This is a genomic window from Streptomyces cynarae (assembly GCF_025642135.1).
Classification (GTDB): Bacteria; Actinomycetota; Actinomycetes; order Streptomycetales; family Streptomycetaceae; genus Streptomyces; species Streptomyces cynarae.
This window is the reverse complement of the sequence record NZ_CP106793.1, coordinates 1,308,450-1,334,434: the sequence shown is the minus strand read 5'-3', so window position 1 is coordinate 1,334,434 and position 25,985 is coordinate 1,308,450. Positions and strand designations below refer to the sequence as shown.

Annotated in this window: 21 protein-coding genes; 9 read left to right on the top strand and 12 right to left on the bottom strand. The window is 70.7% G+C overall.

Annotation, left to right across the window (positions count from 1 at the left end):
- The first annotated feature begins 2 nt into the window (after positions 1-2).
- From N8I84_RS42685 to N8I84_RS06315, 3 genes are all read left to right on the top strand, one after another.
- Positions 3-113 (top strand): putative leader peptide, encoded by a 111-nt coding sequence (locus tag N8I84_RS42685; protein ID WP_313884242.1) that lies wholly within the window; start codon positions 3-5, stop codon positions 111-113.
- A 112-nt stretch (positions 114-225) separates the two neighbouring features.
- Positions 226-1,467: an LLM class flavin-dependent oxidoreductase gene (locus N8I84_RS06320; RefSeq protein WP_263228629.1), complete on the top strand. Its 1,242-nt coding sequence runs from the start codon at positions 226-228 to the stop codon at positions 1,465-1,467.
- 20 nt (positions 1,468-1,487) lie between these two features.
- Complete coding sequence (locus tag N8I84_RS06315; protein WP_263228628.1) at positions 1,488-2,864, top strand: NtaA/DmoA family FMN-dependent monooxygenase; 1,377 nt, start codon at positions 1,488-1,490, stop codon at positions 2,862-2,864.
- 17 nt (positions 2,865-2,881) lie between these two features.
- Here N8I84_RS06315 and N8I84_RS06310 read toward each other — a convergent pair whose 3' ends face one another.
- The 6 genes from N8I84_RS06310 to N8I84_RS06285 all read right to left on the bottom strand — a co-directional run bounded on the left by N8I84_RS06310 (position 2,882) and on the right by N8I84_RS06285 (position 9,297).
- Complete coding sequence (locus N8I84_RS06310; protein ID WP_263228627.1) at positions 2,882-3,253, bottom strand: hypothetical protein; 372 nt, start codon at positions 3,251-3,253, stop codon at positions 2,882-2,884.
- Between the two features lie 160 nt (positions 3,254-3,413).
- A complete protein-coding gene (locus N8I84_RS06305; protein WP_263228626.1) occupies positions 3,414-5,633 on the bottom strand; it encodes an NADP-dependent isocitrate dehydrogenase in 2,220 nt (739 codons plus the stop codon).
- 103 nt (positions 5,634-5,736) lie between these two features.
- Complete coding sequence (locus tag N8I84_RS06300) at positions 5,737-6,150, bottom strand: DUF4186 domain-containing protein (protein ID WP_263228625.1); 414 nt, start codon at positions 6,148-6,150, stop codon at positions 5,737-5,739.
- A 48-nt stretch (positions 6,151-6,198) separates the two neighbouring features.
- Positions 6,199-7,281, bottom strand: coding sequence for a mechanosensitive ion channel family protein (locus N8I84_RS06295; RefSeq protein ID WP_263228624.1), 1,083 nt, complete (start codon positions 7,279-7,281; stop codon positions 6,199-6,201).
- Between the two features lie 206 nt (positions 7,282-7,487).
- Positions 7,488-8,252: a crotonase/enoyl-CoA hydratase family protein gene (locus tag N8I84_RS06290; RefSeq protein ID WP_263228623.1), complete on the bottom strand. Its 765-nt coding sequence runs from the start codon at positions 8,250-8,252 to the stop codon at positions 7,488-7,490.
- 82 nt (positions 8,253-8,334) lie between these two features.
- Positions 8,335-9,297 (bottom strand): lysylphosphatidylglycerol synthase transmembrane domain-containing protein, encoded by a 963-nt coding sequence (locus N8I84_RS06285; RefSeq protein WP_263228622.1) that lies wholly within the window; start codon positions 9,295-9,297, stop codon positions 8,335-8,337.
- A 144-nt stretch (positions 9,298-9,441) separates the two neighbouring features.
- Between N8I84_RS06285 and N8I84_RS06280 the strand changes: the two genes are divergently transcribed.
- From N8I84_RS06280 to N8I84_RS06260, 5 genes are all read left to right on the top strand, one after another.
- Positions 9,442-11,382: an ABC transporter ATP-binding protein gene (locus N8I84_RS06280; RefSeq protein WP_263234679.1), complete on the top strand. Its 1,941-nt coding sequence runs from the start codon at positions 9,442-9,444 to the stop codon at positions 11,380-11,382.
- A 132-nt stretch (positions 11,383-11,514) separates the two neighbouring features.
- Positions 11,515-12,753 carry a PP2C family protein-serine/threonine phosphatase gene (locus N8I84_RS06275; protein WP_263228621.1) on the top strand — a complete coding sequence of 413 codons (1,239 nt, stop codon included), beginning with the start codon at positions 11,515-11,517 and terminating at the stop codon, positions 12,751-12,753.
- Between the two features lie 139 nt (positions 12,754-12,892).
- Entirely contained in the window at positions 12,893-13,573 is a 681-nt protein-coding gene (locus tag N8I84_RS06270; protein WP_263228620.1) for a nucleotidyltransferase family protein, read from the top strand.
- Positions 13,570-13,860, top strand: a complete 291-nt coding sequence (locus tag N8I84_RS06265) for a BON domain-containing protein (protein ID WP_263228619.1) — start codon at positions 13,570-13,572, stop codon at positions 13,858-13,860. Before N8I84_RS06270 ends, N8I84_RS06265 begins: the two co-directional genes overlap by 4 nt.
- A complete protein-coding gene (locus N8I84_RS06260) occupies positions 13,857-14,609 on the top strand; it encodes a metallophosphoesterase family protein (protein WP_263228618.1) in 753 nt (250 codons plus the stop codon). The genes N8I84_RS06265 and N8I84_RS06260 overlap by 4 nt, the downstream gene beginning before the upstream one ends.
- 115 nt (positions 14,610-14,724) lie before the next feature.
- Here N8I84_RS06260 and sbnA read toward each other — a convergent pair whose 3' ends face one another.
- The 5 genes from sbnA to N8I84_RS06235 form a co-directional block, all read right to left on the bottom strand.
- A complete protein-coding gene (gene sbnA / locus N8I84_RS06255; RefSeq protein WP_263228617.1) occupies positions 14,725-15,753 on the bottom strand; it encodes a 2,3-diaminopropionate biosynthesis protein SbnA in 1,029 nt (342 codons plus the stop codon).
- 34 nt (positions 15,754-15,787) lie between these two features.
- Positions 15,788-16,855 carry a 2,3-diaminopropionate biosynthesis protein SbnB gene (sbnB, locus tag N8I84_RS06250; RefSeq protein WP_263228616.1) on the bottom strand — a complete coding sequence of 356 codons (1,068 nt, stop codon included), beginning with the start codon at positions 16,853-16,855 and terminating at the stop codon, positions 15,788-15,790.
- Positions 16,852-17,856: a TauD/TfdA family dioxygenase gene (locus tag N8I84_RS06245; RefSeq protein ID WP_263228615.1), complete on the bottom strand. Its 1,005-nt coding sequence runs from the start codon at positions 17,854-17,856 to the stop codon at positions 16,852-16,854. The genes sbnB and N8I84_RS06245 overlap by 4 nt, the downstream gene beginning before the upstream one ends.
- 89 nt (positions 17,857-17,945) lie before the next feature.
- Positions 17,946-21,209, bottom strand: coding sequence for a non-ribosomal peptide synthetase (locus N8I84_RS06240; RefSeq protein WP_263228614.1), 3,264 nt, complete (start codon positions 21,207-21,209; stop codon positions 17,946-17,948).
- A 22-nt stretch (positions 21,210-21,231) separates the two neighbouring features.
- Entirely contained in the window at positions 21,232-23,865 is a 2,634-nt protein-coding gene (locus tag N8I84_RS06235; protein WP_263228613.1) for a Pls/PosA family non-ribosomal peptide synthetase, read from the bottom strand.
- A gap of 404 nt (positions 23,866-24,269) precedes the next feature.
- Between N8I84_RS06235 and N8I84_RS06230 the strand changes: the two genes are divergently transcribed.
- Positions 24,270-25,316: a LacI family DNA-binding transcriptional regulator gene (locus N8I84_RS06230; protein WP_263228612.1), complete on the top strand. Its 1,047-nt coding sequence runs from the start codon at positions 24,270-24,272 to the stop codon at positions 25,314-25,316.
- 11 nt (positions 25,317-25,327) lie between these two features.
- Here the strand turns inward: N8I84_RS06230 and N8I84_RS06225 are convergent, their stop codons facing one another.
- Complete coding sequence (locus N8I84_RS06225; RefSeq protein ID WP_263228611.1) at positions 25,328-25,840, bottom strand: MarR family winged helix-turn-helix transcriptional regulator; 513 nt, start codon at positions 25,838-25,840, stop codon at positions 25,328-25,330.
- Between the last annotated feature and the right edge of the window lie 145 nt (positions 25,841-25,985).

Genomic DNA, 25,985 nt, shown 5'->3' with positions numbered 1-25,985 from the left:
ACGTGACCCGCACCGTGCACGCCCGCGCCCTGAACCCGTCCCGCCGTCCGCTTCTGCACTCCCGGGCCCACATCGACCTGCTGCGCGTGGCCGGCGCGCTCTGTTGCTCCTGAGCGTTCCCAGCCTTCGGCCGGGTGTACCCCCCCATCTCGCTGCGCTCGCCCCCTGCCGCGCCCGCTCGCGCCGGCCGGCGTTCTCGTACGGACCTCAGGAAGGCACCCACTCGTGTCCTCGACTTCCCCCTCCCATCTGCACCTTGCCCTCGCCCTGGACGGCACCGGCTGGCATCCCGCGTCCTGGCGCGAGCCCGTGGCCCGGCCCCGGGACCTGTTCACGGCCCGGTACTGGGCCGACCTGATCACCGAAGCCGAAGAGGGTCTGCTCGACTTCGTCACCATCGAGGACGGCCTCGGACCTCAGTCCTCACACTTCCTCGACCCGGACGAGCGCACCGACCAGGTCCGCGGACGCCTGGACGCAGTGCTCATCGCCTCCCGTGTCGCGCCACTGACCCGGCACATAGGGCTGGTGCCGACCGTGGTGGCCACCCACACGGAGCCGTTCCACATCTCCAAGGCGATCGCCACTCTCGACTACGTCAGCACGGGCCGTGCGGGCCTGCGCGTGCTGATCACCGCCCGTCCGAACGAGGCCGCCCACTTCGGCCGCCGCACGATCCCCCGCATCGAGGCCTACGACAGCCCGGACGCACAGGAGTTGGTGACCGACCTCTTCGACGAGGCCGCCGACCACGTCGAGGCCGTCCGGCGCCTGTGGGACAGCTGGGAGGACGACGCGGAGATCCGGGACGTCGCCACCGGCCGCTTCATCGACCGGGACAAGCTGCACTACATCGACTTCGAGGGCAAGTACTTCGACGTCAAGGGCCCCTCCATCACGCCTCGACCACCCCAGGGCCAGCCGGTCGTCACCGCTCTCGCCCACCAGACCGTCCCCTACCGGCTGGTGGCCCGCCAGGCCGACGTCGGCTACGTCACCCCGCACGACGCCGACCAGGCCCGCGCCATCGTCGCCGAGATCCGCGCTGAGCAGACCGCCGCCGGGCGGGCGGAGGAGCCTCTGCACGTCTTCGGTGACCTGGTGGTCTTCCTGGACGACGAACCCGGCGAGGCCGCCGCCCGCCGTGAGCGCCTCGACGCCCTCGCCGGGTACCCGTACGCCGGCGACGCCCGCCTCTTCACCGGCACGCCCGCTCAACTCGCAGACCTCCTCCAGGAGTTCCAGCCAGCGGGCCTGACCGGCTTCCGGCTGCGGCCCGCCGTCCTCGGCCACGACGTGCCGCAGATCACGCGAGGGCTCGTGCCCGAACTCCAGCGCCGAGGCGCCTTCCGGAGCGCCTACGAGGCCGACACCCTGCGCGGACTGCTCGGGCTCGCCCGCCCCGCCAACCGATACTCCCCCAGGCTCTCGGCTTCGCTCGAGCCCGGGGGGACCCCCATCGCCTGAGCCGGAGGGACGTCACCACCATGACCAAGCCGCTGAAGCACATCCACCTGGCCGCCCACTTCCCCGGCGTCAACAACACCACCGTGTGGAGCGACCCGAAGGCCGGCAGCCACATCGAGTTCAGCTCCTTCGTCCACTTCGCGCGCACCGCCGAACGCGCCAAGTTCGACTTCCTGTTCCTCGCGGAGGGCCTGCGCCTGCGCGAACAGGGCGGGAAGATCTACGACCTGGACGTCGTGGGCCGCCCCGACACCTTCACCGTGCTCGCCGCCCTGGCCGCCGTCACCGACCGGCTCGGCCTGACCGGCACCATCAACTCCACCTTCAACGAGCCGTATGAGGTGGCCCGCCAGTTCGCCAGCCTCGACCACCTCTCCGGCGGACGGTCGGCCTGGAACGTCGTCACCTCCTGGGACGCCTTCACCGGCGAGAACTTCCGCCGCGGCGGCTTCCTGCCGCAGGAGGAGCGCTACTCCCGGGCGAAGGAGTTCCTGGCCACCGCGAACGAACTCTTCGACTCCTGGCACGGCGACGAGATCCTCGCCGACCAGGCCACCGGCACCTTCCTGCGGGACGCCAAGGCCGGCGCCTTCGTCCACCAGGGCAAGCACTTCGACATCCATGGCCGGTTCAACGTCCCGCGCAGCCCCCAGGGCCGCCCGGTCGTCTTCCAGGCGGGGGACTCCGAGGAGGGCCGCGAGTTCGCCGCCTCCAGTGCCGACGCCATCTTCAGCCGGCACGCCACCCTGGAGGCGGGTCAGGCCTTCTACGCCGACGTCAAGGGCCGCCTGGCCAAGTACGGGCGCGGACACGACCAGTTGCTCATCCTGCCCGCCGCGACCTTCGTCCTCGGCGACACCGACGCGGAGGCCGAGGATCTGGCCCGTGAGGTGCGCCGGCAACAGGTCAGCGGTGCCACGGCCATCAAGCACCTGGAGTTCGTCTGGAACCGGGACCTGTCGGCGTACGACCCGGACGGCCCGCTGCCCGACATCGACCCGAACGTGAGCGAGGAGCACATCTCCCGCGGCCGTGCCCAGGTGCGCATGTACCGCGACCCGCTGGCCACCGCCCGCGAGTGGCGGGAGCTCGCCGCCGCCAACAACTGGTCCATCCGCGACCTCGTCATCCACACCGGAAACCGGCATACCTTCGTCGGCTCCCCGTCCACCGTCGCGAAGACCATCAACGAGTTCGTGCAGGCCGACGCCTCCGACGGCTTCATCCTGGTCCCGCACATCACCCCCGGCGGCCTGGACCCGTTCGCCGACCAGGTCGTCCCGCTCCTGCAGGAGCAGGGCGTCTTCCGCACCGACTACGAGGGCACGACCCTGCGCGACCACCTGGGCCTCGCCCACCCGGACACCGGGGTGCTCAGGGAGCGAGCGGCATCGTAAGCGTGCCGTCCGGCGGGTCACTCCTTCCAGTCGAGCTGGTCCTCGGGAGTGCCCACGCTCCGTCCGTACGCCACCGCTTCGGCGCGGCCGTGGGCATCGCCGCGCCGGTAGCGGAACACCTTCCCGGCGAAGACGACCACTTGGTCGTCCCCGACCAGGAAGTCCGAGTACCAGCCCATGTCCGGCTCCAGCGCCTCAGCCAGCGCCTGCGAGAGGGCGGTCGCGTGGGAGTCGTCCGTCTCGAACTCGACGAAGGTCCAGGTGGACGGCTGTGCGTCCCGTGCACTCCCCGAGACGTCGATGCGGCTCACCTTGCGGATGCGCAGGCCCTCCGGCTCGAACACCGCACCGGTGCGCAGACTTTCGCCGATGACATACCCGTTGATCACAGCTCGCCTCGCCCTCTCCGACCACGCCGACATCGACAACGCCGACACCGACCACGTTAGGCCCCGGTACTGACAACGGGGTGGTCAGCCGACCATGCGCGACCGCCCCGGCCGGATCCGATCCGGCCGGGGCGGCTGTCACGCGGACAGGGCTGCCGTCTTACGCGAGCGACGCCAGCGCCTCGTTCCAGGTCGCCGACGGGCGCATGACCTCGGCGGCCTTCGCCGGGTCGGGCTGGTAGTAGCCGCCGATGTCGGCCGGCTTGCCCTGGACGGCGTTCAGCTCCTCGACGATCTTCTGCTCGTTGGCGGAGAGCGTCTCGGCGAGCGGGGCGAACGCCTTGGCGAGCTCCGCGTCGTCGGTCTGCCCGGCCAGCTCCTGCGCCCAGTACAGGGACAGGTAGAAGTGGCTGCCGCGGTTGTCGATGCCGCCGACGCGACGGGTCGGGGACTTGTCCTCGTTGAGGAAGGTCGCCGTGGCGCGGTCGAGGGTGTCGGCCAGCACCTGGGCACGGGCGTTGCCCGTGACCTTCGCGTACTGCTCCAAGGACGGCACCAGGGCGAAGAACTCACCCAGGGAGTCCCAGCGCAGGTAGTTCTCCTTGACCAGCTGCTGGACGTGCTTGGGGGCGGAGCCGCCGGCGCCCGTCTCGAACAGGCCGCCGCCCGCCATCAGCGGGACGACCGACAGCATCTTGGCGCTGGTGCCCAGCTCCAGGATGGGGAACAGGTCGGTCAGGTAGTCGCGCAGCACGTTGCCGGTGACGGAGATGGTGTTCTCGCCGCGGCGGATCCGCTCCACGGACAGCTTGGTCGCCTCGACCGGGGAGAGGATCCTGATGTCCAGGCCCTCGGTGTCGTGCTCGGGCAGGTACTGCTTGACCTTGGCGATCAGGTTCGCGTCGTGGGCGCGGGTCTCGTCCAGCCAGAAGACGGCCGGGTCGCCGGTGGCGCGGGCGCGGGTGACGGCCAGCTTGACCCAGTCCTTGATCGGGGCGTCCTTGGTCTGGCAGGCGCGGAAGATGTCACCGGCGGAGACGGTCTGCTCGATGACCACGTTGCCGTTGCCGTCGACCAGGCGGACCGTGCCCGTGGTCGGGATCTCGAAGGTCTTGTCGTGGCTGCCGTACTCCTCGGCCTTCTGCGCCATGAGGCCGACGTTCGGGACGGAGCCCATGGTGGCCGGGTCGTAGGCGCCATTGGCGCGGCAGTCCTCGATGACGGCCTGGTAGACGCCCGCGTAGCTGGAGTCCGGCAGCACCGCGAGGGTGTCGTGCTCCTGGCCGTCCGGGCCCCACATGTGGCCGGAGGTGCGGATCATGGCCGGCATGGAGGCGTCGACGATCACGTCGGACGGGACGTGCAGGTTGGTGATGCCCTTGTCGGAGTCGACCATGGCCAGGTCCGGGCCCTCGGCGAGCTCGGCGTCGAAGGAGGCCTTGATCTCGTCGCCGTTCGGCAGGGCCTCGAGGCCCTTGAAGATGCCGCCCAGACCGTCGTTCGGGGTCAGACCCGCCGCGGCGAACGTCTCGCCGTACTTCGCGAACGTCTTCGGGAAGAAGGCGCGCACCACGTGACCGAAGATGATCGGGTCGGAGACCTTCATCATCGTGGCCTTCAGATGCACGGAGAACAGGACGCCCTCCTCCTTGGCCTTGGCGACCTGCGCCGTGAGGAACTCGCGCAGGGCGGCGACCCGCATCACGGAGGCGTCGACGACCTCGCCCTCGCGGACCGGCACGGACTCGCGCAGCACGGTGGTCGAGCCGTCGTCGCCCTTGAGCTCGATGCGCAGCGAGCCGGCCTCGGAGATCACCACGGACTTCTCCGTGGAGCGGAAGTCGTCCACGCCCATGGTCGCCACGTTCGTCTTGCACTCGGAGGTCCAGGTGCCCATGCGGTGCGGGTGGGTCTTGGCGTAGTTCTTGACCGAGGCGGGTGCGCGGCGGTCGGAGTTGCCCTCGCGCAGGACCGGGTTCACGGCGGAGCCCTTGACCTTGTCGTAACGGGCGCGGATCTCCCGCTCCTCGTCGGTCTTCGGCTCGTCCGGGTACTCCGGCAGCGCGTAGCCCTTGCCCTGCAGCTCGGCGACGGCCGCCTTCAGCTGCGGTACGGACGCCGAGATGTTCGGCAGCTTGATGATGTTGGCCGCGGGGGTCTTGGCCAGCTCGCCGAGCTCCGTGAGGTCGTCGTTGATCCGCTGCCCCTCGTCGAGGTACTCCGGGAAGACGGCGAGGATGCGCCCGGCCAGCGAGATGTCGCGGGTCTCGACGGCGACGCCCGCCTTCCCGGCGTAGGCCTTGACCACCGGCAGGAAGGAATACGTCGCCAGGGCCGGGGCCTCGTCAGTGTGCGTGTAGATGATGGTCGAGTCAGTCACCGGGTGCTCCGCTCCACGTCTGCAACATTGCTCGACATCAAGATATCTCGTACGCGGACCCCGCTCGACAGTGGCCTGCGCCACGGACACCCCCAATGTCGGATCAGGACGCTCCTGCGACCTCGCGCTCGATCCACCGGCAGATCACGTCCACCACATAGGCGTGCTCCGCGCGGTTCAGTTCCCGCCCCTTGGGGATCCCGTGCCAGCGCCGGAGGCAGGTACGGCAGCAGGTCGCGGTCGCGTGCTGGGCGACGAAGACCGGGTGGCCCCGGTAAGGGGTCTGCCTTCCGTCCTTGTACGGTTCGGCCGGCGCCAGACGCTTGGCGACGAGGTCGTAGGCGTGCCACCGGATCGTGGAGGGGCCCTTGAGCCGGGCGGTGGCCAGGTCGCGCCCGCGCAGGTGGAACCTCGCGCGGAACGGGTGGCGCGCGACGGCGTCCAGCTTCTGGTCGAGCGAGTGGGCCGTCGGAGCCGGAGCCGGAGTCGGGGGGTGGGGGTCTGGCGAGGACATCATGCTCCTTCGAGCATAGAGCCGCCGGTTCCCCGACTCCGGCCGCCGGGGCTAACCGGCCTCCGACACCCTGTCCTCGCCGCTGCGCTGCGCCGGGATGACCACCGAGCCCTGCTGGAGCGCCACCGTCCGCGTCGGCGCCGGAATGCGGATGCCCTCGGCCCGGTACCGCTTGTGCAGGCGCTTGATGAACTCGTGCTTGATCCGGTACTGGTCGCTGAACTCGCCGACGCCCAGGATCACCGTGAAGCCGATCCGGGAGTCGCCGAAGGTGTGGAAGCGGACGGCCGGCTCATGGTCCGGGACCGCTCCGGTGATCTCCGTCATCACCTCGGCGACGACCTCGGTGGTGACCTTCTCGACGTGCTCCAGATCGCTGTCGTAGGCGACGCCGACCTGGACGAGCACGGTCAGCTGCTGCTCGGGACGGGTGTAGTTGGTCATGTTCGTCTTGGCGAGCTGACCGTTGGGGATCACGACAAGGTTGTTCGAGAGCTGGCGCACGGTCGTCTGCCGCCAGTTGATGTCCACCACATAACCCTCCTCACCGCTGCTCAGCCGGATGTAGTCGCCGGGCTGGACCGTCTTGGAGGCGAGGATGTGGACGCCTGCGAACAGGTTGGCGAGGGTGTCCTGCAGGGCCAGCGCGACCGCCAGACCGCCGACACCCAGGGCGGTGAGCAGCGGCGCGATGGAGATGCCCAGGGTCTGCAGCACCACCAGGAAGCCGATGGCCAGGACCAGGATCCGAGTGATGTTGACGAAGATCGTGGCGGATCCCGCGACCCCGGAACGGGACTGCGTGACCGTCCGTACCAGGCCCGCGACCACCCGGGCCGCGGAGAGGGTGACCACGAAGATCAGCAGCACGGTCAGGGACTGGTTCACGTGATGCTGGACCGTGCGCGTCAGCGGGAGCACCGCGGCCGCGGCCGCCGCGCCGCCCGCGATCGCCGCCCACGGCACCACCGTGCGCAGGGCGTCCACGATCACGTCGTCACCGCTCCAGCGGGTGCGCTTGGCGTGCTTGGCCAGCCAGCGCAACAGCGTGCGTGACAGGAACGCCGCCAGGAAGCCCGCGGCCAGGGCGATCCCGCCGAGGATGAGGTCGTCCAGGGTCACGGCGCGGTTCACCGGTCACCTCCCGCGCGAAAGGAGAGGCCCCGGGGCCGGAAGTGATGAATCGTCACCTTGCCACCTGCTCGAATAACGGATTGCACGATCGCGTCCGGACAGGTGTTCGCTGTCCGGAGTGAGGATTCATCCTGCCGCATGACGGTGACGTCCCCTCACCGGGACGTCGGGAAGCGGCCATTGGCGTCGCGGTGTGCGCGCGGTGGTCACATGTCCGAGAACGATCCGTGCCGCCCTGCGCCCGCCGCGAACCGCGCCGCGCCCTGAAGGCCCTGGGCCAGTACGTCCATGCCGTGCCGGAGTTCGACACGCAGGGCCGCCCGCTCGTCCAGCCCTTCCTGGTCCAGCACCGAGGCCCGGTCGCCGCGCAGGCAGGCCTGGGGGAAACGGGCGATCGCGGCGGCGAGTTCCTCCGCCTCGGCGCGGGCGCGCCCCGTCGGTACGACCCGGTTGGCGAGCCCCATCTCCCAGGCCTCACGGGCCGGCACCGGACGGCCGGTGAGGATCATGTCCATCGCCCGGCTGGTGCCGATCAGCCGCGGCAGCCGGACCGTCCCGCCGTCGATGAGCGGCACGCCCCAGCGGCGGCAGAACACCCCGAACACCGCGTCCTCCTCGGCCACCCGCAGGTCGCACCAGAGCGCCAGTTCGAGACCTCCGGCCACGGCGTGCCCCGCGACCGCCGCGATCACCGGTTTGGACAGCCGCAGCCGGGTCGGGCCCATCGGACCGTCGCCGTCCTCGGCGACCCGGTTGCCGCGCCCGGTGCCGACGGCCTTGAGATCGGCACCCGCGCAGAACGTCCCGCCCTCGCCCCAGAGCACCGCCACCCGCGCCACCTCGTCCGCCTCGAACTCGCGGAAGGCGGCGGCCAGTTCGGTGGCCGTCGGCCCGTCCACCGCGTTGCGGGCCTCGGGGCGGGAGAGGACGACGGTGAAGACGTGTCCCTGACGTTCGACGCGGACCGGCATCGGCTGCCCCTCTCGGACGGCTCTTGGGAGGACGGGGGAGAGGACCCTGACGTTACTCCCCGGTACGGCCCGCGTCCCCCGGTCAGATCACCCTGAGCCGCACCAGCGCCCCCAGCGTCAGCGCCCCCGGCAACAGCGGCAGCCACACCGTGATGATGCGGTACGCCAGCACCACCGCCGTCGCCACGGCCACCGGACCGCCCGCCGCGACCAGGGCGACCACCAGGGCCGCCTCCACCGAGCCGATGCCGCCCGGGGTGGGCACCAAGGCGACCGTGACCGTCGCCGCCAGATACGCCACCGCCATGTGCGCGGGCGCCACCGGAAGCGACAGTGCCCGCCCCACGGCGGCGAGCCCGGCCGCCTGCAGTGTGGGAAAGGCCAGCGAGCCGCCCCACAGGGCGAGCGCCCGGGCGGGACGGGTGTGCACCGAGCGGGCCTCGGAGAGCGCCGTACGCAGGAATGACCACGCCGCCGTCCGCACCCCGCGGACCAGCAGGAGCACCGCCGTCGCCACGCACACCACCCCGGCCGCCGCGAGCAGGAGCGGCCCGGTCGCCGAGGCCGGTACGAGACCGCCGAGGTGGAGGGCGTCCGGAAAGGCGACCAGCAGCACCAGCAGCAGGCAGACCCGGGTGACCGACTCGGCGAGCAGGTACAGCGCGAGCGCCGCCGAGGAGCGGGCGAGCGGTACCCCGCACACCGTCATGAACCGCAGGTTGACCGCACCGGCGCCGAGACCCGTGGGCAGCAGGTGGTTGGCGGCGCCCGCCGCGAACTGGGTGGCGAGCAGTCGGCGCACCGGAAGCCGCTGCACCACCGCCCCCTGCCGGGTCAGGGCCGCCGCGACCCAGGTCAGGCAGGTGGCGCCGACGGCGGCCACCAGCCACGGCCACTCGGCCGCCCGGAGATGGCCGAAGCCCTCCGCGAGCACCGAGCGGTGCCGCACAGCGACCACGGTCACAACGACGAGCGGGAGCAGGCAGAGCACCTGGCGGACCGGAACACGTCTGGGGAGTCCCTGGGGGAGACGCAGGACAGTCACACCCGCAGAGGGTCTCCGCACCGCACCAACACGAGGTTGCGTGCGCGAGGACGGCGGCTGACACGCCGGGCAAGGCACGGGAGGGCTCACACACCGCTCATTGACCTCAACGAAGCTCGAGGTTCTACCGTCATTCCCATGAGCATGGAGACCACCGCCTGGCAGCAGCTGCACAGCGTCATGACCGCGCAGGCGGAACACCGCCCCTTCGCCCGCGCCACGCTGCGCCGCATCGGCGCGTTCGCGCGCCCGCACCGGCGCCGTATCGCGCAGTTCGTCGTGGTGAGCGTGCTGACCGCACTGCTCGCCGTCGCCACGCCCGTGCTGGCCGGCCGCGTCGTCGACGCGATCGTGTCGCACGGCGACCGCGGCACGGTCGTACGGCTGTCGACTCTCATCGCCCTCATCGCGCTCGCCGAGGCGGCGCTCGGGATCCTCGGCCGCTGGCTTTCGGCCACGCTCGGCGAGGGTCTCATCCTCGATCTGCGGACGGCTGTGTTCGATCATGTGCAGCGCATGCCGGTCGCGTTCTTCACACGTACTCGTACGGGAGCGCTCGTCAGTCGTCTCAACAACGACGTCATCGGTGCCCAGCGGGCCTTCAGCAACACGCTGTCCGGGGTCGTCGGCAACGTGGTCACGCTGCTGCTCACGCTCGCCGTGATGCTGACCCTGTCCTGGCAGATAACCCTGCTCGCGCTGGTGCTGCTGCCGGTCTTCGTGGTCCCGGCCCGGCGGACGGGCCGCCGCATGGCCCGGTTGCAGCGGGAGGCCGCGGGCCTGAACGCCGCCATGGGCACCCGGATGACCGAGCGGTTCTCCGCGCCGGGCGCCACGCTGGTGAAGCTCTTCGGGCGGCCCGCGGAGGAGTCCGCCGAGTTCGCGGCGCGGGCCCGGCGGGTGCGGGACATCGGGGTGCGTACGGCGATGGCGCAGTCCGCGTTCATCACCGCGCTCACCCTCGTCTCGGCCCTGGCACTCGCCCTCGTATACGGCCTCGGCGGCTGGTTCGCCCTGCGCGGTTCCCTTCAGGCGGGCTCGATCGTCTCCCTCGCCCTGCTTCTCACCAGGCTCTACGCGCCGCTCACCTCTCTCGCCGGGGCACGCGTCGAGGTCATGAGCGCCCTCGTCAGCTTCGAGCGCGTCTTCGAGGTGCTGGACCTCCAGCCGCTCATCGAGGACAGGCCGGACGCCCGCAAGGTCCCCGACGGACCGGTGGCGGTGGAGTTCGAGGGCGTCCGCTTCGCCTACCCGGCTGCCGACAAGGTCTCCCTCGCCTCCCTGGAGGAGGTGGCGACCCTCGACACGCGCGGCGGCGCCGACGTCCTGCACGGTGTCTCCTTCCGCGCCGAACCGGGGCAGACCGTCGCCCTCGTGGGCTCCTCCGGCGCCGGCAAGTCGACCATCGCCGCCCTGCTGCCCCGGCTCTACGACGTGGACGAGGGCGCCGTCCGCGTCGGCGGCGTCGACGTCCGCGACCTCAGCGCCGCGTCGCTGCGCGCGACCCTCGGCATGGTCACGCAGGACGGCCACCTGTTCCACGACACGGTCCGCGCCAACCTGCTGCTGGCCCGCCCGGACGCCACGGAGGAGGAGCTGTGGGACGTGCTGCGCCGGGCCCGCCTCGACGACCTCGTACGCTCCCTGCCCGACGGGCTCGACACGGTCGTCGGCGAGCGCGGCTACCGCCTCTCCGGCGGCGAGCGCCAGCGTCTGACCATCGCGCGCCTGCTGCTGGCCCGGCAGCGCGTCGTCATCCTCGACGAGGCCACCGCCCACCTGGACAACACCTCCGAGGCGGCCGTCCAGGAGGCCCTGACGGAGGCGCTCGAGGGCCGCACCGCCGTCGTCATCGCCCACCGCCTGTCCACCGTGCGGGCCGCCGACCTGATCCTCGTGGTCGAGTCCGGGCGGGTCGTGGAGCGGGGCACGCACGAGCAGCTCCTCGCGGCGGGCGGCCGGTACGCGGAGCTGTACCGGACCCAGTTCGACAGGACGGTCCCGCCGATGGAGCCGCGAACGGGGACGCGGACGGAGACAGCGGGGCAGAACCGGCCGGACACCGCGGCGGAGGCCGTGGCCTAGGAGCGGAGGTGTTCCCCGGGGGGCCGGGAGCCGTCGCGGTGGGCGTCCGGTCTGCCGTGACCGTAGCGTTGAGGAGCGGGCACCAGGGGAGGAGCGGGCACCAGGGGAGGGGCGGGAAGGGAGACGGTGACGATGCCGGACATCGACTACGCGGCCCTGTTCGCCGCCACACCGAGCCCCTACCTGGTGCTGGGAACCGACCTGGTCATCCTGGAGGTCAACCAGGCATACCTGGACGCGACCAGGCGGACCCGCGAGGACCTGATCGGACGGCACGTCTTCGACGCCTTCCCCGACAACCCGAACGACCCCGGCGCCGACGGGGTGCGGAACCTGAACGCCTCGCTGCACCGGGTCCTGATCAGCAGACAGCCCGACACCATGGCTCTGCAGAAGTACGACATCCCGATCATGGGCCGCCCCGGGGTCTTCGAGGAGCGGTGGTGGTCCCCGATCAACACGCCGATCCTCCGGTCGGACGGCAGCGTGGGCTCGATCATCCACCGGGTGGAGGACGTGACCGCGTACGTCCAGACCCACGGCACGGGCGACTGGCGGCTGTCGAACAAGCTGAGCGAGCGCGAGGCTCTGGAGGCCGAGCTGTACGCGCGGGCGCGCGAACTGCAGCGGCTGAACGAGGAGCTGCGCCAGGCGCACCGGCGGGAGCGCGTGGTGGCCCTCACCCTGCAGGAGGCCATGCTCCAGTCCCCCGACCTCGCCCACCACGAGAACGTCGCCGTGCGCTACCTGCCCGCCACCGGATCGCTGAACGTGTGCGGCGACTGGTACGACCTGGTCGACCTGCCCGACGACCGCTTCGCGGTGGCCGTCGGCGACGTCGTCGGCCACGGCCTGGAGGCCGCCGCCGTCATGGGCATGCTCCGCAGCGCGCTCAGCGCGGCAACCCGTGCCCTGGAGCGGCCCGCCCAGGCCCTCGAGGTGCTGGGCCTGTACGCCCGCTCCGTCGAGGGCGCGCTCAACACCACCGCCGTCAAGGTGATGGTGGAGCCCCGCAGCCAGTTGCTCATCTACAGCAGTGCGGGTCACCCGCCGCCGGTTCTGGTCCATCAGGACGGCTCCTGCGAGATGCTGGACCGGGCCACCGACCCACCGCTGGGCGCCCGGCTCCAGCATGTGCCCCGGCCGCAGGCCGGTCAGACCTACCTCCCCGGCGACACGCTCGTCCTCTACACCGACGGGCTGATCGAACGCCGCGACCAGAGCATAGAAGCGGGCCTGAACCGCCTGAGGGACGTCCTGTGCCGCCAGTGCTCCCTCAGCCCGGAACGCCTCGCCGACGCCCTGCTGGCCTGGTTGGGTGTGGCCGGCGGAGCCCGTGACGACATCGCCCTGGTCGTCGTCCGGCTGTGACCCATCGGCCCGGAGCCTGGCGGAGGGCGGCGCGGACGGCCCTGTGTCGAGAGGGGAGGACCGGGTACTCAGACGGGCACGGAAGGGCTGCCCGGCAGCGACGGCACCGGGCACCGCCCGGGACGGCAATGGAGTGGCCATGACACAGCACGGGGATCACGCGACCCCTGCCCGGCGATCGGAGGTGCGTGAACTGCGTCCGGCGACGACGAATTCCGAGCGGTCCGGCCCGGAGCCGGGGCGGCAACTACCGCACGACCGCCACCAGGCGATCCTCGAGGCGACCAAACGGGTCGGCGCCGTGCTCAAAGGCAAGGGGCACGCGTTCGCGCTGGCCGGGAGCGTGGCCGTCTACGCCCACGGCGGCAGCCAGAACCTGCAGCACGACGCCGACTTCTGCGTGCGGCCCGAGGACGCCGAAGCGGTGGCGGACACGCTGAGCGAAGCCGGTCTGACCGTCTACCGGCCGCCGGAGGACTGGCTGCTCAAGGCCAAGTGCTTCGACCAGGACATCGACGTCATCTTCGAGCTGGCGCACCGGCCCGTCACCACGGACATGCTCTCCCGGGCGCAGGAGCTCTCCGTCGCCTCGGTGCGCATGCCCGTGCTGTCCCCGACCGACCTGCTGTGGAGTCTGATCGCCGCCTTCTCCGAGCACCACTGCGACTTCGGCGCGGTGCTGCCCGTCGCCCGCGCGCTGCGCGAGAAGGTCGACTGGGAGCGGGTGCGGCAGGACTGCGGCGACGAACCCATGCCCGCCGCCTTCTTCTTCCTCCTCGAACGTCTGAACGTCATCTCTCCGCGCAAGGAGGCACCATGACCCAGCACGGCGGAGAGCAGGCACCACCCGGTGCCGCCCCCGCTCTGAACACGGAGTACCGCGTCGCCCACCTCCTGGAGCACCTGGCCGGGGGGCACCCCGGTGAGCTGGGGGTGCGGGTCGAGGTGCGCGGCGAGGCGGTGCTGCTGACCGGCACGGTCGCCTCCGCTCAGTGCCGTGACGAAATCCTCGGCATGGTCCGCGAGGAACTGGCCGGCATCCCGGTCCACTACGACATCGTGGTCGCGGACACCTCGTCCCCCGACCGTGCGGAGGAGCTCACATGATCCGCGTGGCAGCCGTCGGGGACATCCACATGGGAGCCGACAGCCAGGGAGTGCTGCGGCCGGCGTTCGAGTCCCTGCCCGAGTGCGCGGACCTGCTGCTGCTGGCCGGGGACCTCACCCGCCACGGCACGCCGGAGGAGGCCCGCGTGGTGGCCCGGGAGGTCCAGGACCTCACGGTCCCGGTCGTGGCGGTGCTCGGCAACCACGACCACCACGACGAGCGTCCGGACGAGGTCACCGCCATCCTCCGGGACGCCGGGGTGCGGGTCCTCGAGGGAGAAGGGACCGTCGTGGAGGCCGGAGGCTCGCGCGTCGGCGTGGCCGGCACCAAGGGGTTCTGCGGTGGATTCGTCGGCCGCAGCGCCGGGGAGTTCGGCGAGCCGTTGATGAAGGAGTTCGTGCGGACCTCGCGCCGCTCGGCCGACGCCCTGCGCAAGGCGCTGGAGGAGCTGGACGGGCAGGGCTGCGACGCCCGGATCGCCCTCACCCACTATTCGCCCGTGCCGGAGACCCTGGCCGGCGAACCCCTGGAGATCTATCCGTTCCTCGGGACCTACCTGCTCGCCGAGGCGATCGACACGGCCGGCGCGGACCTCGCGGTGCACGGGCACGCGCACGCCGGCACGGAACACGGCATGACCACCGGCGGCGTCAAGGTGCGCAACGTCGCCCAGCCGGTCATCGGGCGGGCCTTCCGCGTCTACCACCTGCGGACGCGGGAACCGGTGGCCGCCGGCGCCTCCGACTGAGCACCGGCCCCGGGGCCTCTCCGCCCGCCGTCCGGGGGCAGTCCGCACGACACCCCCGGTCCGGCAGCGGCGCCGACAGTCCCACCGGGGCGGCGGGCGCCGCTGACGTGCCGTGCTACGACTTCGGTCGGCGGCCCGTCGTCCGCGTCATGGTCTCCGGACTCTTGCGGGAACCGGTCGCCATCTCCTCGGAGTCGAGTATGTGTTCCCCATACAGGTCGTGCAGCCAGTTGGCCTGGTAGATGGTGTCGAGATAGCGCTCGCCGAGGTCCGGCGCGATGGCGACCGCGGTGAGGTCCCGGGTGTCGTGCCGGGACAGCCAGTCCAAGGCGCCGCTGACCACCGTCCCGGTGGAGCCTCCGAAGAGGAACCCGCGCCGGGCCAGCCGGTGGCAGGCACGGATGGTGTCCGCCTCCTCGACCCGGATCACCTCGTCGACGTACGACTCGTCGAGCAGCGGCGGGCGCATGCTCATGCCGAGGCCCGGGATCATCCGGCGGCCCGGCTCGCCGCCGAAGGCCACCGATCCCACGGCGTCCACCGCGACGATGTGCACCGGCCGGTGCCACTGGCGGAAGTAGCGCGCGCAGCCCATCAGCGTCCCGGTGGTGCCCGCCCCGACGAACAGCACGTCAAGGCGCGGGAACTGGGAGGCGATCTCCGGAGCCGTCTTGCGGTAGTGCGCACGCCAGTTGCCCGGGTTGGTGTACTGGCTGAGCCACACGTACCGGTCGTCGGTGTCGCACAACGCGCGGACGTACTCGATCCGCGCGCCGAGGAACCCGCCGTTGGCGTCCAGGTCGGAGATGATGTGCACCTTGCTGCCCAGGGCCTCCATCAGCAGCCTGGTCGACAGGTTGCAACGGGAGTCCGTCACACACAGAAACCGGTAGCCCTTGCTCGCGGCGATCATGCTGAGCGCCACGCCCAGGTTCCCCGACGAGGACTCGACCAGTATCGAATCCGGCGTCAGGAGGCCGTCCCTCTCGGCGGCTTCGACCATCTCGGTCGCGGCCTTCAACTTGATCGAACCGGCGAAGTTGAAGCCCTCGCACTTCAGGTAGAGGGGGCGGCCGAAGATCGACCGCAGGTCGACGTACAGCTGGCTCTCGTTGAAGGCATGGGGAGCGGAGATGACAGGCACGGTGGCCTCCTGATGCCAGGGCTGAGGGATGCCTTCAGCCGTAGCGGCGCAGATCGTGGAAGAAGTGGTCGATGAGGTGGAGGTGTCCGGAGCGCGCCACTTCGTCGTAGACGTACTTGCCGACGGCGAGGTCGAGGACGCCGAGTCCGAACGGCGAGAAGATCACCGTCCGGTCGTCCGGCAGGGTCACCCGTCCGGTCATGACGTCGTCGAGGGTGCCGTCGAGGAAGTCGCGGCCGCCCGTGAGCTGCTCGGTCAGATGGGGGGAGGTGTCGGCTTTCAGACAGTGCTCGACGTCATCGACGACGTTGGCGGACGCGAGCAGGACCTCGGGGGCGAGGTCGCGCAGGGACACGTGCAGCACCAGGGGGTGGTGCGCGAACCAGGCCGGCTCGGTGACGTGTGGCTTACCGGCGACGGTGGCGAAGACGACCAGGTCGCTCGAGCGGATCAGCGCCTCGGCGCTGTCGTGGACCGTGACCTCGCCGGTCACGTCCGCCTGCTCCAGGTAACCGCGGAAGCCGGCCGTGCTGTCGGCGGACAGGTCGTGCAGGCCGATCGTGTCGAAGGTCCAGCCGGTGCCCGCCAGGAAGGTGTGGATGTAGCGGGCGATCAGGCCGGTGCCGAAGAAGCCGACCCGCCTCGGGCGGGACCGGCCGCGGCTGAGCCGGTCGGCCGCCAGTGCCGCGGACGCCGCGGTCCTGGTGGCGCTGATGATGGAACTCTCCAGGCAGGCGAACGGATAGCCGGTCTCGTGGTCGTTGAGGATGAGCACCGCGGAGGCCCGGGGCAGCCCGGACGAGACGTTGGCCGGGAAGCTGGAGATCCACTTCATGCCGTCCACACGGTTCAGCCCGCCGATGGAGGCCGGCAGCGCGATGATCCGGGAGGACGGGCGGTCGGGGAAGCGCAGGAAGTAGGACGGGGGATTGACCGAGTCCCCGGCGCCGTGCAGCCGGTAGGTGGCCTCGACCAGGTCCACGACCTGCTGTTCGCGCCCGTCGAGTGCCTGCCTCACCTGCGCGCCGGGAATCACCGCGAAGGTGGGCGTTGCCGTGTGGTCGGGCGTGGGCTGGGCGGCGGGGGACGACAGAACGGTCATCGCCGGGTCACCTCCGGGCTCGGGCAGCAGTCGGCCACGCGGCGCGGCTCGGCCATGGCGACCAGCACCTGGCGGTCCCCGGAGTAGGCCTCCCTGCTGTGTGCGGTGCGGATGTTGTCGACCAGCATCACGTCGCCCGCCTGCCAGGGCTCGCGACGCGTGTGCTGCTCATAGGTGGTGTTGAGCAGGTCGACGATGTCCTCTCCGATGGGACTGCCGTCTCCGAAGCGGGTGTTGAACGGCAGCCCGTCCTCCCCGTACTCGTCCACCAGGTACTCCCGCACCTCCGGCGCGAGCGTCCATTCGTTGAGGAAGGCGATCTGGTTGAACCAGCAGCGCCGTCCGGTCACCGGGTGCCGCACCACGGCGGCGCGCCGCTGCCGGGTGCGCAGCGAGCCGTCGGGCAGCCAGTCGGTGTCGATGGCGTTCTCGCGGCAGTAACGCTCGATGGCGGCCCGGTCCTCGGTGCCGAACGACTCGGTCAGGGACGCCCCGATCTCGTCGTTGTAGCTGCGGGTGAGCAGCCAGCCCTCACGCTCGAACCGCTCGCTGATCTCGTCGGGCAGTGCCCGCAGTACCTCTTCCGCGTCTGCCACCGCGGTCGCCCCGCCCTGATCGGGCGCGGTCAGGCACGCGAACAGCATCAGGCCGGGGCACTGGAGGGTGTAGCTCAGCTCGTGGTGCATGCACATCGGCTGGTTGGCCGGCCAGGTCGCGGAGGAGTACAGCCGGGGGCCGTGGGTCTGCCGGGGCGCGAAGGCCTCCCGCTCCGTCATCAGCTCCCCGGCCAGCGCGGTGAAGACGGCGCCGACCCGCTCCGTCTCCTTCAGCCCCAGGCCTCGGACGAGCAGTGCGCCGTGCTCGGCGACCCGCGCGCGCAGCGCTTCCCGGTTCTCGGCCGCCCAGCTCACCGCGTCACCGGGGGCCTCGATGCGCAGGATCGGCGGTTTGCCCGGCTGCAGTGCCACTTCGGGCAGTGAGGCCAGGGACGATGACGACATCTCAGTTCTTCCTTTCGTTGCCCCGCATGGAGGCTGATGGAGAGGCGGGGGCTGACAGGGGACGTGAGGTCTGACGGAGAGACAGGGACTCATGACGAGGAGAGCAGTTCGGTCGCGCCCAGAACGGCACCTGCCGCCGCGTCCGGGCGGGTGCGCGGGAAGTAGTGGCCGCCGTCGGGCAGTTCCCGCAGCTCCACGTGTTCGGCCAGCAGCTGCCAGTCGCGGTACCGGTCGCGGTGGTCCGCCGTGTTCGGGTCGTCGGCGGCGACGACCACGGTGACGGGCGCGGACAGCCGCACCGGGGGCGGGGCTTCCAGCGCGTCGGCGAAGTAGTGGTGCGCAGCGATGCAGTCGTGCCGGTAGGCGGCGCCGACGTGTTCGGCGTGCGGTGCGCTCAGCTCATCCAGCTCGGTGTAGCCGCTGTCCGCGCTCAGTCGGGCGGCGATCTCGGCGTTGCTCCGCTGCGTCAGCTCGGCGACGGCGGCTCGCCGCTCGGCCGCTGTGCCGAGCAGCTGGGCACCGAGGAACACCCGTGGCACGTCCACTCCGCGCTCCCGCAGTCTCCTCGCCGTCTCCAGCGCCAGCGCGGTGCCCGAGGAGTGGCCCCACAGCATGACCCTGGTCAGGCCACGCCCGGCGAGCTCGGCGACGACCTGCTCGGCCACCTGGCCGATCGGCGCGAACGGCTCACTGGTGGCAGCCAGGTCGTGACCGGGCAGTTCGACGGCGTACACCGCGGGCCCGCCGTCCGCCAGGGCACCGGCCATCGGACGGAAGTTGACCGCGTTGCCGCCCGCGTACGGGAAGCAGACCAGGGCGCACTGCGGCACACCGTCCGGCTGCGACAGCGGTTGCAGCAGCTCCGGGCGCTGGGGGGCGGTGCCGTCCAGGAGGGCGGCGAGGTCGGCGAGCACCGGGTGCCGGGTGATGTCCTTCAGGGACACCGCGCGGTCCAGGGCGATGGTGAGCTTGACCGCCGACAGGGAGGTTCCGCCGGAGTCGAAGAAGTGGTCCTGCCGGCCGATCCGGTGCTCGGGGACGCCCAGCAGCTCGGCCCAGGCCGCCGCCAGTTTCCGCTCGGTCGGGGTGCACGGGGCACGGTCCTCCTCCCCGACCCGGTCGGCGTCCGCGGCCGGCTCGGTCCGTTCCGCCAGCGCGGTCAGGGCCTTCCGGTCGATCTTGCCGTTGGCGGTCAGCGGCAGGCTGTCCTGCCAGTGGAAGGCTGTCGGGACCATGTAGGCGGGCAGGACGGCGCCCAGCGCCTCGCGCAGCGCCTCCGCCTCCAGGTGCCGGCCGGTGTGGAAGGCGATCAGGTGCGTGCTGCCACCGGCCAGTTCGGCGGTGACCACCGCTCCGTCGCGCACCCCGGGCACGCGCAGCAGCGTGTTCTCGATCTCGCCGATCTCGATGCGGAAACCGCGGATCTTGACCTGGTTGTCCCGGCGGCCCAGGAACTCCAGCTTGCCGTCGGGATGCCAGCGCCCCCAGTCACCTCCGAGGTAGAGGCGCTCGCCGGGCCGGTACGGATCCCGCAGGTACGCCTGGCGGGTCCGCTCGGGATCGTTGACGTACCCCCGCCCCACGCACACCCCGGAGAACGCGATCACCCCGGGGGCGCCCAGCGGCACCAGCGACAGATGCTCGTCGACGACGTAGACGCGCACGTTGCTGACGGGACGCCCGAGCAGTACCCGTTCGGGCACCCGGTGAAGGACCTCGTGGTTGGTGTCGTCCGAGGTCTCGGTCAGCCCGTAGGCGTTGAGCAGTCCGATGCCCGGCTGGATCGCGAACCAGCGCTGCACCAGCTCCCGTTTCAGGGCTTCACCGGTGACCGACACACACGTCAGGTCCGGCAGCTCGCGGGGATGCCGTTCCAGGTACGACACCACCACCTCCAGATAGGAGGGCACGACCTGGACCACCCCGACCCGGCCGCGGACCAGGGTGTCGACGAACCGCTCCACATCCACGACCACGTCCTGCTCGACCAGCAGCGTCCGCCCGCCGACCAGCAGCGCGGACAGCAACTGCCACAGCGAGATGTCGAAGCACTGCGGGGCCGTCTGCGCCACCACCCGCCCCTGGCCGATCCCCAGATCCTCGATCTTGGCGTGGAGGTGGTTGAGCATGCCCGCGTGCTCGCACATCGCCCCCTTGGGCTCGCCGGTGGAGCCGGAGGTGAAGTAGATGTACGCGAGCTGGTCGGCGCTCACCTTGACGCCGAGGTCGTCCTCGGCGTGCTCCTCCGCGTACGCCGTCTCGACCGGCAGCTTCTCGACGCCCGGCAGTGTGGCGAGGGCCTGGTCGAGGGTGTGGGTGCTGCCGGACTCGGTGAGCACCAGCCGGCATCCGGCGCGCGACAACGTCGTCCCGATACGGCCCGCCGGGAAGTGAGGCTCGATGGGCAGGTAGGCGCCTCCGGCCTTGAACACCGCCAACACCGACGCCAGCCAGTCGAGGTCGCGTTCGGTGACCACCGCCACGACGTCCTCCCGGCCGAGTCCACGAGCCAGAAGGGCCCGTGCGAGCCGGTTCGCGCGCGCGTTCAGCTCCGCGTACGTCCACTGGCGGTCGCCGTGCACTGCGGCCACCGCCTCGGGGTGGGCCCGCACCCGCTGCTCGAACAGCTCGTGCGCCCGGATGTCGGGCAGGGGCCGGTGCGGTCCGGCCAGTCCTTCGAGCTGGTACAGCATCTCCTCCGCCGACAGCAGGCTCTGCCGCGCGTGCCCGGCGTCCGGGTCGGCCGCGATCAGCCGCAGCGCGGTCAGGTGGTAGCCGCCGATCCGGGCCGCGCACTCGGCGTCCAGGACGTCCGTCCGGTACCGCACCCGCACCACCGGCCGCCCGCCCCGGTCACTGAAGCCCACGCCCAGCACGGCGTCGTCGAACGACCCGTGCCCGGCGCCCGTGGGGTCGAACACGACCTCGTACGACGGCTCGGAGAGCCCCAGCTCCCGGCGCAGCGCGTCCACCGGGAAGTCCCCGTGAGCCAGCACCTCGGCCTCGACGCGGTGGGCGTCGAGCACCAGTTCGCGCCACGACCCGGGGGCGACCGTCAGACGGCACGGCAGCGGCCCGCCCGCCGCTCCGGCGGCGTAGCCCGTCACCACCTCGCGCTCACCCGACAGCGCGGCCAGCACCTTGGCGTGCGCCGCCAGCAGCACGGAACTCACCGGCACCCGCAGCACGTCCGCCAGCCCGCGCACCGCTGCGGCGATGTCGTCCGGCAGTACCGTCTCCTGCTCGGCCGTACCCGCCACCGGCTCCCGCACCCAGCGGGGTACCGCGGTGAAACCACCGGCGGTCAGCACGCCGCGCCAGTACTCCCGGTCCGCTTCCACGAGCGCTCCCATCGATCGGTCTTCCTGAAGTTCCTCAACTCGCCGTCGTGGCGGCGCCGGTCGCCGAGGGCGTGCCTGTCGCCGTCGTCGATCCGCTGCCGTCGCCCGGCGCAGGGGACAACTCGACGGCTGGGTTCCCGCCCCACAGGGCGTTCGGGGGGACTTCCTCGCCCTTCATGAGGAAGGAGTCGGGAGCCAGGACGGCGCCGTCGCCCACCGTCACGCCGTAGTGCACATGGGCGCCGACCCCGAGGGTGCAGCCGGCACCGAGCGCGGAGTGGTCGGACTTGAAGGTGCCGTCCTCCTGCGAATGGCACTGGACCTTGGAGCCGGCGTTGAGCGTGCAGTCGTCGCCGATGGCGGCGAGCATCCGGTCCGTCACATACAAGCCGTCGTCGAAGACCCTGCGCCCGATGCGCACCCCCAGCAGCCGCCAGATCACGTTCTTGAAGGGGGTTCCGTTGAAGACGTTGAGGTGTGCGGACGGCACCTTCCACAGGCGCTCCTGGTACCAGAAATTCGGGTCGTAGATGGAGCACAACTGGGGACGGAGCGGACGGAACAACGTGAAGCAACGCTCCACCAAAACCCAATAGAACGCGGTGAACGCGAGCGTGAGTGCCAGATAACCGGAGATCACCACGTACCCCAGCACTCCGTACAGGTCGACGGAGGCGAGAGCGATCGCCGTGAGCACAAAGGTGTGCAGCCAGCGCACGAACAGGAACAGCGCCATCGAGCGGAGGTTGTAGCGGTTCTTGGCGGACAGTCGGCGACGCAGCTCTTCCCCGGTTCTGAGATGGTCGAACCGTGTGTCGCGCTCCACCGTCCGCGGAATCTCGAAACAGGGGGAGCCGAGCAGTCCGACGCCTTCGCGGACTTCTCCGTCGAGCGGGACCATGACCTTCGTGGCGAGCAGACAGTTGTCGCCCGTTCTCGCCCCCGCCGGATACACGATGTTGTTTCCGAGGAAGTTGCGCGCGCCGATCGACGCCCGGGACACCCGGAAGGACGTACTGGAGAAGTCCGCATTGAGGATGGAGAGCCCGTCGGCCACCATTGTGCCGCTGCCGACCGTCGCCATGTACGGGGTCTCGTGCTGTACTTCGGTGCCGAAGTTCGACCCGGTCTGCTCGACACGGGACAGGTTGTATCCGAGGCCGAGCAGGTAAGGGACGATGTAGGAACTGTCACCGAACAGCCAAGCGAAGAACTTGATGTTCGTCATACCGGAGACCGCCCGGAACGCCGCGTACTGGAAGCCGTAGAGCGGATACACCTTGTCGGGCTTGACGGCCAGGTGCAGCAGACGCGGCACGGTGAACAAGGCGGCGAGACCCACCACGACGAAACCGAAGAACAGCCCCAGTGACAGCAGCAGCGTGTCGACGGCGAACTCCGTCGTCAGGATGCCGACGTCGTCCGGGTTCAGCCGGTCGTCGAGCACGGGGATCCAGGTGAAGAGCATGTACAGACCGCCGACCGCCAGCGGGATGTACAGCAGAAACAGCTGGAGCAGGCTGACGAGGGCGAACCAGGCCCGGCGCGGCGTGCCGCACCTGGCCGGCGCGACCCTGACGTGGTCGATGTCCGTGCGCTGGGCCGGTGACCCGTGATGGCGCTCGCCCGCCGGGACGGTCTGCCCGCGGTACAGGGCGGACGCGTGGCCGAGCTGGGCTCCGTCGCCCATCGACGTGTCGATGTCGAGCACGGTCTTCGAGCCGATGTACACGTCCCGGCCGAGCGTGATGCGGCCGGTCTGGATGCGTCCGGCGTGCGCCCGGTAGCAGAGGAGAAAGGCGTCCTTGCGGATCACGGATCCGGCGCCGATCGTGAGCAGGTCGGTGCAGACCGGCACGGACCGGGAGAGGATCGTGACGCCCTTGCCGATCCGTGCGCCGAGCGCCCGCAGGTACACGACGTACAGCGGATTCCCGACGAAGAGGATCATCGGATTGGCGTGGAGCAGCGCCTTGACGATCCAGAAGCGTAGGTAGGTCAGGCTCCAGACGGGGAACTCACGGGGCTTCCAGCGACCGATGAGAACCCATTTGGCGACGATCGGGAACGCGCACAGGGTCAGGAAGCCGAGGCCGCCGAAGACGACCGAGCGGAGATAGACGTCGGCCACGCCCGAACCGTCGGAGACCCAGTCGTAGCCCTTGGCCGCGACGAGTCCGGTGACGAAGGAGTAGCCCAGGAAGAACAGCAACTGGAGTGCGCCGCAGAGGACGTAACGCGGCGTACTCCCCGGAGCCGGAGCCGGAGCCGGAGCCGGAGCCGGAGCCGGAGCCGGAGCCGGAGCCGGCGTCCGTGCCGGTGGTGTCGCCGGCGTGGGGGAGTCGGAGGGAGCCGGTACGGCGTCCACGAGGGCCGCCGCCAGAGAGCGGACCGTGGGGTTGCGGTAGATGTCCTTCATCGAGACGGACGGAAGGTCCGGGCGCTTCCTGACCCGTGCGCAGAATTGCGCCATCACCAATGAATTGGCACCGAGATCCTCGAAAAAATGACTGTCGGACGATACGCTTTCGATGTCGACGTCGACGACATCGGCCAGGACTTCGGCGAATTTCCTCTCGGTGTCCCTCGCCGGGCCGGCGCCGCCGCGCCGGGCGATCGCGGGTTCGTCCTGACCGAGGACGAGCGCCTCGGCAGACTTGTCTACCATTCAAGCTCCTTGAGGAAATCCGACAACCACCGACCACAGGTGACCGGTCCGGTGTCTTCCGTGCTCGGCAGTGCCCGGACCGAGCAATCCGGAAGCCACGGTGTCGCGCACTCTTATCTGATCACGGCTCCACGCGCTTCAGTTTGTGTCGGACATACTCAAGTTGCCACTCGTATTCGATCGCCACGAAACGACAGTGGCGCTGAACAGGGCAGTATTCCTCGTTCCGTACCCCGGTGGGGTGAGTGACAAGTCACCCATATGGGTGTTCACCCCGGCGGGGCGCGGCAATGGCGCCGGGTGACCCGTCCGATCCGGGCGCGTGCAGGTGATGACGCAATCATGACGGCGCCGTCATACGGCCGACCGGGTAGGATCACGCCGCCGGGGAAATCGGAGACGTCATGACGCGAGTGGGAGGGCGGGGTGCGGGTCCTGCCGCGCCGCGGAGTGTGGATGTGGCGCGTCTGGCGGGTGTGTCGCAGAAGACGGTGTCCCGGGTCTTCAATGGTGAGCGGTATGTCTCGGCCGAGGTGCGTCGGCGGGTGCTCGAGGCCGCGGAGGGGCTCGGTTACCGGGTGAACGGTGCGGCCCGGGCGCTGGCCTCCGGGCGGACCCGGTCCATCGGTGTGGTCGCGTTGGGTACGGCCTTGTACGGTCCTGCCTCGCTGCTCATCGGTATCGAGCGTGCCGCGCGGGATGCGGGCTATGCGCTTCGGGTGGTGAACACGCTGGAGGGTGAGGCTGGGGGAGTCGCGGGGGCGGTGGAGTCGCTGCTCGAGCAGGGTGTGGACGGCATCGTGGTTTCCGAGCCCATCGACGAGGGTGAGGTCTCGGTGGGTGTCGATGTGCCGGTTCTCGTCCTTGGTGCGCCCGCCGCGTTCGGCGGTCCCCGGGTGGTGGCCGCGGGGGTGGGGGCGCAGTTGCTGGCGTGTGCGGCCACGGAGCATCTGCTTGATCTGGGGCATCAGACGGTGCATCACGTTGCGGGTCCTGGGCGGTGGTTTGCTGCTCGGGACCGGCTTGAGGGGTGGCGTGCGGCGCTGGTGGCGCGTGGCAGGGATCAGCCTGCGGTCGTCGAGGGTGACTGGTCGGCCGCGTCCGGGTATGCGGCGGGTCGTGAGCTTGTCGGCGAGGGGGATGTGACGGCGGTGTTCGCGGCGAATGACGACATGGCCATCGGTCTGATCCGTGCGCTGGCGGAGGCGGGCCTGCGGGTGCCGGAGGACGTGAGTGTCGTCGGGTTCGACGACAGCCCCGTCTCCGCGTATGTGACTCCTCCGTTGACCACGGTGCGCCAGCCCTTCGACGCTGTGGCGCGGGAGGGGCTGCGGCTTCTGGTGCAGGCCATCGAGAAACCGGACGCGGAGCCGGCGCCCGCGAGTGATCCACCGGTCGAACTCGTCGTCCGCGCCTCCACCGCCCGCCCTCGGGCCCTCGGGGGCGCCTGAACGGCCAAGCGCTAGGTGGCGGGGTCCTGTGCGTGTCCGCCTTCGTCGGCGGGGTGGGACGCCTGGGCGAGCAGGTCGGTCAGGGCCGCGCACTGGGCCGGGCCGATCAGGCTGACCAGGACCTGGGTGAGGGCGGGGGTGTTCTCCGCGAGCAGCCGCCGGCCCTTGTCCGTGAGGGTGAGCGCGATACCGCGCCGGTCGCCGCAGACCGACTCACGGGTGACGAGACCCATGTGGTGCAGGCAGCCGACCTGGTAGGTCAGTCGTGTCTTCGGGCGGCCGAGGAGTTCGGCGATCCGCGTCATGCGCAGCGTGGTGCCCGGCTGGTCCGCGAGCAGGCACAGCACCAGGAACTCGTCGTGCGAGACCCCGAGGGTCTTCTTGACGTGCGCGCGCAGCTGCTGCTCGATCGCTCCGGTGGCGGCCACCACCCGCATGTAGGTGCGCAGCTCGTCCGGCAGCAGGTCGCTGCCGTCCGTCGACGCGTCGTCGGACGAGGCGGCGGGAGCGGAGTGATCGGCCATGCCCTCCAGGATAACAGTGTTCCAAATCTGAACGATCTCGCCGCCGAGCGATGGTCCAAATTCGAATCACCTGCTACGGTGCTGTTCAAATTTGGATGAGATGGTGACCGTCCCTCCCGGCCACCCTCCGCTGTCAGGAGATCCC